12 protein-coding genes are annotated in these 12,505 nt (G+C 61.1%); 10 read left to right on the top strand and 2 right to left on the bottom strand.

The window, feature by feature from the left end:
- Positions 1-31: 31 nt before the first annotated feature.
- Entirely contained in the window at positions 32-751 is a 720-nt protein-coding gene (locus V4T21_RS01865) for a helix-turn-helix transcriptional regulator (protein WP_332712229.1), read from the bottom strand.
- 86 nt (positions 752-837) lie between these two features.
- Between V4T21_RS01865 and V4T21_RS01860 the strand changes: the two genes are divergently transcribed.
- Positions 838-1,782 (top strand): alpha/beta fold hydrolase, encoded by a 945-nt coding sequence (locus tag V4T21_RS01860; protein ID WP_332712226.1) that lies wholly within the window; start codon positions 838-840, stop codon positions 1,780-1,782.
- A gap of 325 nt (positions 1,783-2,107) precedes the next feature.
- On the opposite strand, the gene V4T21_RS01855 is transcribed toward V4T21_RS01860, so the two are convergent.
- Entirely contained in the window at positions 2,108-2,848 is a 741-nt protein-coding gene (locus tag V4T21_RS01855; RefSeq protein ID WP_332712223.1) for a FadR/GntR family transcriptional regulator, read from the bottom strand.
- A gap of 161 nt (positions 2,849-3,009) precedes the next feature.
- On the opposite strand from V4T21_RS01855, the gene V4T21_RS01850 reads away from it, so the two are divergent.
- From V4T21_RS01850 to V4T21_RS01810, 9 genes are all read left to right on the top strand, one after another.
- On the top strand, positions 3,010-3,984 hold the full coding sequence (locus V4T21_RS01850; protein ID WP_332712220.1) for a tripartite tricarboxylate transporter substrate binding protein: 975 nt from the start codon (positions 3,010-3,012) through the stop codon (positions 3,982-3,984).
- 21 nt (positions 3,985-4,005) lie between these two features.
- Positions 4,006-4,476 carry a tripartite tricarboxylate transporter TctB family protein gene (locus V4T21_RS01845; protein ID WP_332712218.1) on the top strand — a complete coding sequence of 157 codons (471 nt, stop codon included), beginning with the start codon at positions 4,006-4,008 and terminating at the stop codon, positions 4,474-4,476.
- 4 nt (positions 4,477-4,480) lie between these two features.
- Positions 4,481-6,019 (top strand): tripartite tricarboxylate transporter permease, encoded by a 1,539-nt coding sequence (locus tag V4T21_RS01840; RefSeq protein WP_332712215.1) that lies wholly within the window; start codon positions 4,481-4,483, stop codon positions 6,017-6,019.
- Between the two features lie 13 nt (positions 6,020-6,032).
- A complete protein-coding gene (locus tag V4T21_RS01835) occupies positions 6,033-6,851 on the top strand; it encodes an SDR family oxidoreductase (protein WP_332712213.1) in 819 nt (272 codons plus the stop codon).
- A 24-nt stretch (positions 6,852-6,875) separates the two neighbouring features.
- The gene (locus V4T21_RS01830; protein WP_332712210.1) at positions 6,876-7,550 is read left to right on the top strand and encodes an RraA family protein; all 675 of its coding nucleotides are present in this window, start codon (positions 6,876-6,878) and stop codon (positions 7,548-7,550) included.
- A gap of 1,080 nt (positions 7,551-8,630) precedes the next feature.
- On the top strand, positions 8,631-9,386 hold the full coding sequence (locus tag V4T21_RS01825; protein ID WP_332712207.1) for a hypothetical protein: 756 nt from the start codon (positions 8,631-8,633) through the stop codon (positions 9,384-9,386).
- Positions 9,386-9,634 carry a hypothetical protein gene (locus V4T21_RS01820; protein WP_332712206.1) on the top strand — a complete coding sequence of 83 codons (249 nt, stop codon included), beginning with the start codon at positions 9,386-9,388 and terminating at the stop codon, positions 9,632-9,634. The genes V4T21_RS01825 and V4T21_RS01820 overlap by 1 nt, the downstream gene beginning before the upstream one ends.
- Positions 9,621-11,558, top strand: coding sequence for an AAA family ATPase (locus tag V4T21_RS01815; protein ID WP_332712203.1), 1,938 nt, complete (start codon positions 9,621-9,623; stop codon positions 11,556-11,558). Before V4T21_RS01820 ends, V4T21_RS01815 begins: the two co-directional genes overlap by 14 nt.
- Positions 11,545-12,438, top strand: coding sequence for a tyrosine-type recombinase/integrase (locus V4T21_RS01810; protein WP_332712200.1), 894 nt, complete (start codon positions 11,545-11,547; stop codon positions 12,436-12,438). The genes V4T21_RS01815 and V4T21_RS01810 overlap by 14 nt, the downstream gene beginning before the upstream one ends.
- The last annotated feature ends 67 nt before the right edge of the window (positions 12,439-12,505 follow it).

The raw sequence follows: 12,505 nt of genomic DNA, 5'->3' as shown, positions 1-12,505 counted from the left end.
GGCTTCAAGCTGCCGTCCCATGATGCGACGTTTAGCGCGATAAATCATGAACCGGGTGAACGTGATCCTCGAACGGCACGTGTCGCCGCTGAAAAGTTGCGCCCTCGTCGACTGCCGGCTGGCTGATCCGGTCCATCCGAAAATGCCGGAAGTCCTGGCGCGCCGGATCCCAGGCCACTAAATACCAGAGAGGCGGCAAGATCAGCATGGCTTGTGGTTCAACATTTCGGTTGGATACAGCGCCATTTGCGTCTTTGTATTGGATGCGCAAATATCGCCTTTGCAGAAATGTCGCCTCGAATGCGGGAAGCAGAGCCGAGTCCATCTCCCCCATGTTCGAGATGTCCACCTGAGGTGAAAGTTGCCCGATATAAAGGCAATCGAGAAGCCGGCGCAGGTCGCGCAACTTGTCAGAAGGCAATGCCCTTTCGATCTTGGCAAGTCCAGCATCTGCGAGACCCGAAAAGGGAAAATTCCTGGCGGCCCACATTGATGTAACGCTGATCAGCAGCGCAAAGACCTCGGCGACCGAGAGCCGCGCCGTGGTCTGGATCGATCGGGGGTCGAGTTTCAGGCCGCCGCCGCGACCGGGTTCAGAGTGAATGACGAAGCCCTCCTCGCGCAGGGCGACGATGTCACGCAACACCGTGCGCCTCGACGCGCCAACGTCCGCCGCTAAAGCAGCAATCGTGGAAGTGCCGTTGCGGCGAAGGCTGCGCACTATGGCGTCTTGTCGGAGGCGAGCTGTCATTGGGCAACGTTGCCATTCAATGGTGTCAAATCCTGGCACCATTCGCTCTTAGTCAACTGCTGCACATGTTCCAAGGCGGATAATCAATGCTTGATACAATCGACTTTCCCGAACCCAACCTCGTCGCAGTCAATAATGTAGAACTCGAAGTCTTCGAGGCAGGCAAAGAGAACAAGGGAAAACCTATTGTACTTTGTCACGGCTGGCCAGGGTACGCCTTTTCCTGGCGCCATCAGCTGCCCGCCCTTGTCGCAGCGGGCTACCACGTCATCGTCCCCAATCAGCGCGGTTATGGCAATTCGTCCCGTCCGGCCGACGTCACGGCCTACGACATCGAACATCTGACGGGCGATCTCGTCGGGCTGCTCGATCACTACCGATACCAGGATGCCACCTTCATCGGTCATGATTGGGGTGCGATGGTGGTCTGGGGACTGACCCTGCTGCATCCCGGCCGCGTCAACAAAGTAATCAACCTGAGCCTGCCTTACCAGGAACGTGGCGACAGGCCCTGGATCGAGGTTCTCGAGCTAATCTTGGGCGGCGATTATTATTTCGTCCATTTCAATCGGCAACCAGGTGTCGCGGACGCCATACTGGACGGGAATACGTTCCGCTTCCTGTGCAATTTGTACCGGAAAAACCTGCCCCTCCAGGCGCCCGAGCCGGGCATGGCTATGATCAACCTAGCCAGAGCGGAAGCGCCGCTCGGCGAACCCGTTATGAGCGACCGTGAATTGGCCGTTTTCGTTTCTGCCTTCGAGAAGACCGGGTTCACAGGAAGCATCAACTGGTATCGGAACCTTGACCGCAACTGGCATCTGCTGGCGGACGTGGATCCGATCATCCATCAGCCCACGCTCATGATCTATGGCGAGCGAGATGTGATCCCGAAATCTGAAAAACTGGTAGACTTCGTGCCCAATGTGGACGTGGTCAGCCTCGATTGCGGCCATTGGATCCAGGAGGAAAAGCCGGAGGAAACCAATCAGACGATCCTGAACTGGCTAGCGCACAAGAGCGCCACCTGATCCGTTGCACTTTTCAAAAACCACTCCGCCCCAGCTTGGCCGGGGTAGAGCGACCTGCCGAAGGCTATGAACGATGGTAACCGAGATTGGTCGCGAGTGACCGCGTTCGTCCTTGAGCCTGGAACCTGCCGTCAGCAATCCACATCAAAACTAGATGTGAGCCGGCTACCGGATCAGGGTCCGCTTTTGGAAAGCGGCATGGATCTCGGAACGTCCGAAATGAGGGCGCGTTGCTTATCCTGCCGGAAGCTCGTTCCCCTCTCATCTCATTTTGGCAATGCGGTCTGCAACCGCAAAACCCCGTCGTTTGGCCTAGCTAATTCGATCAGGATCGGGCCTCTGCCTTGCTTTTTTCGATCGCCACCTTGAGGTATTCGGCACTGTTATCGATATGCGCCCGCATCAGCGATTTCGCCCTCTCAAGATCACCGGCCCTGATCTTGTTGTAGATATCCACATGCTCGGCATAAGCCGCATCATAGGACTTCGTGGGAACGCTCGATGTCACCCGGATGACTTCGGTTACTAGACCATGGAGATTGTTGTAGACGATCGAAAGGACCCCGTTGCCGGCGGCATCCACCAGGGCCTGATGGAATGCGGCGTCGGCTTCGGTAAAGCGCGCATAGTCCCGCATGTCTCCGGCACGCCGCATGTCCGCCAGCGCGGCCTCGGCCTTAGAAAGATCGAGATTATCACCCGAGAGCAGGAGATCGATCACATCGGATTCGATCATGCGCCGAACGATCATGACCTCCATCAGATATTGGGGATTGGTCCGCAGCAATTGTCGAACCGTCACCGCCAGCGTTTCGAGGAATTCCCCCACATCGGCGCGCACCACAGAAGTCCGTTCCCCGTGCCGACGCCGGACCAGCCCCTTGGTTTCGAGAATTTGCACTGCCTCGCGCACGGTGCGCGTCGAAACGCCGAACTCGCGGGCCAACTCGCTTTCTGAAGGCAGCTTTTCGCCGACCGGCAGCTCGCCGCCCAAAATGCGTTCCTCGACCGCCGCGGCGACCGCTGTGTGCAGTTTGTCCCGTGTTTGAGCATTCGTCGAGGTCATCTGAGGCCTTCGAATCCGGAGCTATCCAGTCTCTCATAAGGGGAGCAGAACCATGTGACAAGAGTTGACATATGACTTATGTCATGAGATAGCCATTTCCGCTGGCTAATTTAAAAATCGATTGCTGCGCGCCAGCCTGGGCAGCTTGGGAGGAATTTTCTATGAAAGCTTTCAAAGCAGCGCTTGCCGCTTCCTTGTTCTTGGGCGGCGCCTTCGCAATGGCCGGCCAAGCCTTGGCAGAATGGCCCGAGCGCGCGGTTACGGTTATCGTGCCCTGGGCGGCCGGCGGCGGTACCGACGCTACGGCACGTGCGGTAGCGCAGGAACTCGAGGAACGCTTCGGCCAGCCGTTCAATGTCGTCAACCGCACCGGCGGCGGTGGTCTGGTCGGACACATCACCATCGCCAATTCCGCGCCCGACGGCTACACCCTGGGCGTGATCACCATCGAAACCACGATGTTCGAAGCTCAGGGTCTGCCCGGGGCTGCGCCCGAGAATTTCACCTTGCTGGGCCGCTTCAATGCCGATGCCATCGGCATCAATGTCAGGGCCGATGCGCCCTATGAGAACACGCAGGACCTGATCGACGCCGTCGAGGCCAATCCCGGCCAGCTCAAGGCATCCGGCGCCAATCAGGGCGGCTTGAGCCATCTGGCATGGGCCGGCTTGCTCAACCGGCTGGAAATCGATCCGCAGGCGGGCCCTTGGGTCGCCTCCGATGGCTCGGCTCCTGCAATGCAGCAGCTTGCCGCGAACGCGATCGCCATCGTCTCTACCTCTCCGGCCGAAGCGCAATCGCTCGTCGACGCCGGTGAGGCAAAAACCCTGATGCTGATGGCCGATGAGCGCAGCTCGCTCTACCCCGACATTCCGACGGTAGAGGAAGCCTTGGGCGTGGATTGGTCGCCGCTGCCCTTCCGCGGTGTGGCGGGTCCGGCAGGCCTCCCCGAGGAAGTGGTGACTAAAGTCTCCGAGGCTCTGGCCGAGATCACTCAGGATGAAGAATTCATCGCCATGATGGAATCGCGGGGCTTCTCGGTCGCCTATCAGGATGCGGAAACCTTCACCCAGACCGTGATGCGTTCGCGCGACGATCTGGTGAGCGCCATGCAGGCCGTCGGCCTGGCGCAGTAAGGTTCGAAAGGGAGGAGCGCCATGCGTTTCGATGACCGCATTGTTGGTGCCGCCTTGGTGCTCCTTGCCCTTTTCGTGATCTGGCAGGGCCAGCAGATCCCATCGGTGCCGGGGACGACATTTGGTCCCTCCTTGATGCCTATTCTGCTGGGCCTGCTCATGGCCGCGTGTGGGATGACCGTTTTCATCGGCGGCCTGCGCGCCGCCGGCAGTGTTCCGCTCGTGGACGTTTCAGTGTGGAAGGGCCGACCTCGGGCGCTGATAACTGCGGCATGGTCCATCCTTGGGGTGGTGCTCGGCATCGTTCTCATGCCGATCATTGGGTTCCCGGTCTTCGGACTTTTATACGCGGTTCCGCTCATGCTGCTCATGGGCGCCCGGCTTGTTGCGGCCGTGCCCGTCGCGCTCGTGGTGGTGCTGGCCGCCTATTTCGCCTTCAAGCGGCTGCTTTACGTGCCCTTGCCCGCCGGCCCTCTGACATTCCTTGGTTAGCCCCATGAGTTTTGACGTTCTGGTCTCCGCGCTGTGGGTCGTCGTTCAGCCCCAAGTGCTCATCGTCGTGCTGCTGGCCTCCATCTATGGCCTTTTTATCGGGGCGATACCTGGCCTCAGCGCCACCATGGCAACGGCGCTGCTGATCCCGCTTACCTATTACATGGACCCGGTCGCCGCCATCGCGGCCATTGTGGCCACCACGGCGATGGCCATCACCGCTGGCGATATCCCCGGCGTGCTGCTGCGTATTCCCGGAACGCCGGCCTCGGCGGCGTATGTCGAAGAAGCGTACGCACTCAACCTAAAGGGCAAGGCGCAATTGGCGATGGGCATCGGCATCGTCTTTTCGGCGGCAGGCGGTTTGGTGGGCGCGGCGGTCCTGCTCCTCAGCGCGCCCATCCTGGCGCGCGCCTCATTAAGCTTTTCGAGCTTCGAGTTCTTCTGGATGGCTCTGCTGGGGCTCTTGACCTCGGCTCTGGTGAGCACCAATGCCCCGGCGCGCGGCTTGTTCTCGCTGTGTCTGGGTCTGCTCATCAGCACGGTCGGGCTCGATGTCACCTCAGGCCAACCGCGCTTTACCTTCGGGGTGATCGACCTATATGGCGGGGTGAGCTTCATCCCGACCATGATCGGCATGTTCGCCTTTGCCGAGCTGCTCCGGGGCCTTTCGGCGGCAGGCACAATTCCGCCTGTTCCCGAAAAAGGGAGCTTCTGGAGCAATTCCTTTGCCGGCGTGTGGGGCATGTTCCGCAAATATCCCTGGAGTTTCATCCGGGGATCCGCGTTAGGCTCAGCGGTGGGCGCACTTCCCGGCATTGGAGGCGATCTGGCCGCCTGGATCTCCTATGGGATGAGCAAGCGGTTCTCCAAGACCCCCGAAAAATTCGGCACGGGTCATGAGGAGGGCTTGGTCGAAGCCAGCTCGTCGAACAATGCCGGCCTCTCCAGCGCATGGGTGCCGGCTCTGGTCTTTGGCATCCCCGGCGACGCGGTGACCGCCATTGCCATCGGCGTCCTGTTCATGAAGGGACTCAATCCCGGTCCCCAGCTCTTCGTGGATAACCCCACAATGCTGACGGCGGTGATCCTCACCTTCGGCCTGGCCAATCTTTTGCTCCTTCCCATCGGCTATTTCGCCATCAAGGGCGCGCGCTACGTGCTTTCCATTCCGCGCAGTCTGATCGTTCCCACCATTCTGGTGTTCTGCGTGGTGGGATCGTTTGCCATCAACAACACCCTGTTCGATATCGGCGTGATGCTGGCTGCCGGGCTCGTGGCCTATGTGCTCGAAGCCAACCGGTTTCCGCTTGCGCCGATCATTCTCGGGCTGGTGCTCGGCCCCATCCTTGAGCGCAACTTCATCATGTCAATGCAGATCGCCGACGGCAATCTTCTCGGCTTTTTTAGTCGGCCCGTTGCGGCCGGGCTCGGCGTCATCGTCTGTGTCGTCATTCTGATCCCGCTCGTGCGGACGCTCATCCGCATCATTTCCCGGCGTCGGCCCCAGTCTCGGCAGCCCGATATCTCCTCCTCCACATAGGATAAGCTTTTCCATGCATGATCCATTTTCAGTAGAAGGCCGCGTCATCGTCGTCACCGGCGGCTTGGGCCAGTTGGGCACCCAATTTTCCAAATCCCTCGCCCAGGCAGGCGCCAAGGTGGCCATCTTCTCGCGCCGCCCCTTCTCGGACGAGCAGCTCGCCGACAAGTTTCCTGGCGTTGCGGACAACATCCGCGTCTATGAAGCGAGCGTTACCGACAAGGCGGCGCTCATCGCCGCCACCCAGAAAGTCATTTCCGATTGGGGCGCCCCGCACGGGTTGGTCAACAATGCCGGCATTGATTCCAAGCCTGACGGCTCGGCTGAACAGAACGCCCCCTTCGAGGTCTATCCCCAACATTACTGGGACGAGATCATCGAAACCAACCTGACCGGCGTCATGCTCACTAGCCAGGTGGTCGGCAGTGTAATGGCCGCCGAACAGCGCGGCTCAATCATCAATGTGGGCTCGATCTACGGCATGGTCTCGCCCAACCAGGCGCTCTATGCCTATCGCGAAAAGCGCGATGGCGTGCCCTTCATCAAGGCTGCGTCCTACGCCGCGTCCAAATCCGGCCTGGTCAATTTCACTCGCTATCTGGGCACCTACTGGGCGCCGAAAAAGGTGCGCGTCAATCTCATCTCCTTTGGCGGCGTGAAAACCGCCAGCTTCGACAAGGAGTTTATAGACGCCTTTCTCGACCGCGTTCCCATGGGCCGACAGGCCGAAATCGACGAGTATAACGGCGTCGTGCGCTTCCTGCTTTCGGATGCCTCCTCCTACATGACGGGCTCCAACGTGGTGGTCGATGGCGGCTTCACCGCCTGGTGACGTCGTATTTTAAGGGAAAAAACTATGACTTACGACTACGCTGACACCGATTGGTACTCGATAGAGCGGCTATCGAAATGGTATTCGGGCGACATCCATGACGTGATGGACAAGCACGGCGCTTATGGCCACCTCAAAGGCATCTCCCTTTTCGGCGCCCTGGCCCCCGGCCAGGTGGTCTGCGGCCCCGCCGTCACTGTGCTTTATGAGCCCAGCACCCGCATCGGCCAGCCCCAGGACGTCTATCACGGCGCCATCGACGGGGTGGTCAAGGGCGGCATCATGATGGTGGATTCCTCCCGCGCGGAGGGCTCGGGCACCGGCGAATTGATGTCCACCGGCGCCAAGATGGCCGGCGCCGCAGCCACTGTCGTCCATGGCACGGTTCGCGATCTGGCCGAGGTGCGCCACCTCGACTACCCGCTCTTTGCCCGCGGCACGAGCCCGGTCGGGGTGTCGGGCCGCATGGAGCCGACCAAGGCGCATATCGATCTCGACATCGATGGCGTGCGCGTCCGGCCCGGCGATGTGATCTTCGGCGATATCAGTGGCGTGGTCGTCATCCCGCGCGAACTGGTCAAGACCATTGCGGATGCCGCCGATGAGAACGGCAAGGCAGAAGCAAGCTGCCGCGCCCGTATCCTGGCCGGCGAAAAGCTCCGCAGCGTCTGGCCCGTCGGCAGCACGGGACCGGTTTGAAAGGTTCTGGCAGGAGGGACCTCGGTCCCTCCAGATATCGCGACGGCGCATGAGAAAGACGCTAACCCTAAGCATCGGCAATTGCACAAGCTGCTGATTTAGCCGGCGCTTAGATGCATAGGGAATTGCTGCTTGGCCTATATAATATACGGCTACGCTTCGCGAACCGGCACGGATCGATCTTTTGCCGGCTTCCCTGAGGCCGTGGAGCTGTCGGTCTGGCTCCGAAGAGCAAGGTCGATAACGCACACATCCGCAGTCCGTTCGAAACATGCCGGTTCGAATCTCCTCCGAAGGACCGCGTGGGATCGAACACATACGCCGAAGAAATCTGCTAGCGCTCGGTTGCTCCACAAACAATGTCGGCTTTCGGGAAGTCTCAATTGTCAGTCGAGCGGCCGGAACGAGGGCGCAAAGATGACATTGCGATAATTCATTGCCGCCCAGAGGCGTTATCGCAGATTCCCGGGCAAATCGGACCCTCCAAGGCACCAAATCCGACACTGAAACCCTCCTGTACGAAGCCCGGTTCGTGCCGATAGACGATTTTGCTGCCGGGTCCGAAAACGCGATCGACAAGCGTTAAGCATAATTCTTGTCCAAAGTGGACGGGTGCGAAAGCCGCCCTATATTGGCATCATCGCAGTCATGGTGAGTGCGACAACGCGGCGCCCGATTAGGGCGGCCAAGGACCGGTGGTGGAACACCGATCCAAGGCCTGACCGCACATCCTTGTAGAAGAAGGCTGAACGGCTATGCATATGCATATCAAGACCCGCGCCCGGCGGGAATCCCCCAATTTCCTTTTCCAGAACGTCGATCGCACCGCGCTCGCTGGCGCCGCTATCGCCCTGCACCTGGTGCACGCCGAGGGTTAAGAGGCGCAACGAGCCGGCCGTTTGCCGATGATCCTTCACCTCCAAGACGAGAGGGTCGGATCGCGCGCATGGTCGTCCTGCGCGCCTTTGCTCGGGCGGTTGCCGACGCGTCCGATTGCGTCTTCCGCTCGTGCCCGCTGCGCCATGGCCCCGGCTCCCCTTGCGCCTCTTCCCATCCCGATCCGGAAGAGGAAACCTATCAATGACCAAGATCACCACGCCTGAGCAGACCGCTGGGCTACCCGAAAGGCTCGACGCGCTCGCCGGCAAGACGATTGCCGCTATCCCCTTTGACACCGATTTCGAAGATTTGAGCTTCGGCCCGCTGACCGGCATCTCGAAGGCAATGCGCGCCATCGAGACCGCCGAAGGCCTGACGCTCGAAACCGCGGCGCGTCTCATCCTTCGCGACGAGCCGCACTATCTCGTTGCCCAGCCGGGTGCCCAGTTCTCCCTGCCCGAGGCGCTGATCGCCCGCAATGGCCGCCGCACCCAGATGCGCAGCTGCTATGCGCCCGATCTGATCGTTCTCGATGCCGAACGCGGGCATCTGGTGATCGCCGAATTCAAACGCTCGGGCACCTCGGTCAACCGGGCCGAGATCGACTCGATCCGCACCAAGCTCGAGGCCATCGCGCCGCTTGCCATGGGCGAGTTGCGCCGCACCTACAAGAGCGTCGAGATTCGCAAGGTCGATCTTGCCGTCGTTGACTGCGCCGGCCGCGACAAGCGCAACGTTCTGGTCGATCTGTCCCTGTTTGGCGAGCTTTTGAACCACCAGAATTTTGCATCGATGATGCTGCACTACCGCCAGTGTTTCGGGCGTCACGCCCAGGCGGCGCTCCGGAGCGATTTCGGCATACATCTCGCCGATCGCGACGGGTTGGTGCCCGAGCCCGAAGAGTTCGAGCCGCTGATCCGGTTCTACGAGCGTCCCTCGCATGGGGGAGTTCGGTAATGACTTGTCCTAAATCCCTTCACCTCACCGAAGCCAAGAACGACTGCGAAGGCGTGCAACTTGGCCTCGCTCTCCGTCTCGCGTTGCTCTGCGAAATCGACCAGTCGGCGCTGCCCGAGGGTCTGCACACTGACCTCTGCCATGCCGCTCGCGACGGTCACGCCGCGGCCACCACCCTCCTCGATTGGCGTGAAGCACGCCTCCTCGACGCCATCGAAAAGCTGGAGAACCGCAATGCCGCGCAATGATTACGACTTCACGACGGTCATGGGCGATGACGCCGAAGCCGATGGTACTGCGGTTCTCGTCCCGCCCACTGCCGCTCTGGCCGAACATCTGCTGGATGCCGTCCTCACCCGCCGGCATCGTGAAACGCTCAAGAGCTCGGCCAAGGTCATTATCGTCGAAACGTTTGATGAAGACAGCGTCGAGTTGATCCTGCATCATTTGCGCAAGCTCGAAGACGGACCGATGGCCGTGGCGATCGCCAAGCCCAAATCCGGCACGCGCAACAGACCCGGAGGGGCCGACGACCTGCTGGTGCTTGAACGCGGCACCAGCGTCGCGTTTGTCACCAGCGATGCCGCCGCCAGCCTGGCGCCGGAGGTTCACGCCGCTGCCGATTGCCATATCATGATACGTCGTCCCACTGCCAGGATCGTGCGCAAGACGATCAGGAGCGTGACCGGATCGATCGCGCGCGGCTTGACCGACGAGAACCTTGCACGGTTGAGCAGCCGCGACCTCATCAGTGCCATCCGCCCGGGCACCACTGCTGCTCAATGCGTCGCCAATCTTAAGAAGACAGCACAGTACCGGCGCATCTCCGACACCGCTGAACCCGGTCCCCTGCTCGAACAGTTGGCGCTGACCCGCGCAGTCCGTGCCTGGAGCGACCGTACCCTTGGCACGATGCGGGCGATCGCTGAGGGCACCTCCCCGCCCGAAAACCTGCGCCATGTTCTGCTTCAGGGGCCTCCGGGCACCGGGAAGACGACGATCGCGGCGGCTCTCGCCCGATCAGCCGGTTGGCGCTTCCACACCGACTCGGTCGCCGGATGGTTTGCGACCAGCGATGGCCACCTCGGTGGGGTCGTCAAGGCTGCATCGCACTTCTTCGACGCTTTGAAGGCCGCGGAGGGCCCGATCATCGGCTTCCTCGACGAGTTGGACGGTCTGCCCGACCGGGCTGCACTTACCGCGCGCGACACGCAATGGTGGACGCCGGTGGTCACGCATGTGCTCTTGCAGATTGATCTCGTGCGCCAGGCCGGAAAGCCCATCCTTCTGGTGGGCGCAACAAACCATTTCGAAAAGCTCGACGGCGCGCTGATCCGGCCCGGACGTCTCGAAGTCCATGTGCCGGTGTTGCTGCCTAACTTTGGTGAACGCGCAGATCTGTTCGAGACGTTGCTTAGAGGGACCATCACCCGCGCCGACGCTGAAATCCTCGCGCGCCTGTCGCCCGGGGCGACGCCCGCCGCGATCGAAAGCCAGATCGACACCGCCCGCTCCGCAGCACGTGAGGTCGGAGCGCAGCTTAAGCTCGCCGATCTTGTCGCGACCGTCGCTCCACCCTCTGAAATGAGTCTGGCCCGCCAACGCGCCATCGCCCTGCACGAGGCCGGTCATGCCATCGTCGCCTTCGAACTCGGCATCGAGATCGAGGAAATCTCGGTGATCAGTCGCGGCGACGTCGGCGGATCCGTCACCACCCGGCCTGGCGAGAAACTGCTCACCAAGTATGAACTGGCAAAGCACGTCACCATCGCGCTCGGCGGCCGGGCGGCGGATATTATCCTGGGCGAAGGCGCTAACGCCGGCGCTGTCGCCGATCTTATGTCCGCGACCCGGCTGCTCGAGGACGGGATCGGCCGATATGGCCTGTTTGGCTCGCTTCGTTGGAGGCGAGAAGGCTTCGAGCGCGGCGACAAGATCGAAGCGTTGATCGCGTCCGAACTCGACGCGCGACTCGAAGATGCCATGGCCATCATCGAGCACCGGCATGAGAAAGTGGAACTGCTCGCACGCATCCTGATCGCCGAACGGGTGGTGAGCGGGGCGCGTGTCACCGCGCTCTTGGCAGAGAAACGCGAGGGCGACACTCAACCCGTCGGGATGAGGCCAAGCTATCTGACCCTTGTGGGGAATGACGATCATGACGAGCTTTGATTTTCACTTCCAGCGGCTCGAGGGTGCGTATTCGGACAACACCATTAAGAGCTATCGCAGCGATTTCGCCGACTTTGCCGCCTGGTGCAGGAGGAAGCGCTTTCGCGCGCTTCCCGCCAAGCCCGAAACGCTCGCGGCCTATATCGAGACGAGTGCGGAGAAGGTAAAACCCAGCACGTTGAAGCGCCGTCTCGCGGCCATTACCAAGCTGCATCGTCTGGCAGGCCACGCCTCCCCGACGGAAGACGAAGCCGTCAACCTCGCGATGCGCCGAGCCAAACGGTCTCAACCCTCGCGTCCACGACAGGCTTTGGGGGTGACCGCAGAACGCCGGGACCGCCTGATGGGCGCCTGCACCGATGACTTGGCCGGTCTGCGCGACCAGGTCATGATCGCCGTCGGCTTCGACAGCCTTTGCCGCCGGGCCGAGCTGGTCGCACTTCGGATCGATGATTTCACGCGCGCGACCGACGCCACTTATACCGTGCTCGTTCGGCGCGCCAAGAATGACCAGGAAGGCCAGGGCCGCATCGCTCGCCTTTCTCTGACGACCAGCAAACTGGTGGATCAATGGCGAGCGGGGGCGAAGATTGAAAAAGGCCCCCTGCTCCGCCCGGTCTATGGCCGCACCCTCGGCGCCCGTTTCCTCCATCCCTCCTTTGTCGGCGCAACGCTTAAACGCTTGAGCAAAGCCGCGGGCTATCCGTCCGCCGATGCCGCTGCCGTGAGCGGCCACTCGCTCCGGGTCGGCGCGGCCCAGACCTTGACGGTCATGGGCTACGGCCTGTTGCCCATCATGGCCGCAGGCGGCTGGAAATCGATGAATATCGTGGCCCGTTACGTCGAAAATGTGGAGATGAACGTCTGGCAACAAAATTAGCGCGAGCGGCCGACCTTGGTATTTCTGTAGCTTGACCGGCCCACACTTTCGTGGAACGGCAGTGAAG

This window comes from Pelagibacterium mangrovi, from assembly GCF_036662815.1.
GTDB lineage: Bacteria > Pseudomonadota > Alphaproteobacteria > Rhizobiales > Devosiaceae > Pelagibacterium > Pelagibacterium mangrovi.
Note: the sequence above shows the minus strand (reverse complement) of the source record. Positions and strands in the feature narration are given on the sequence as shown.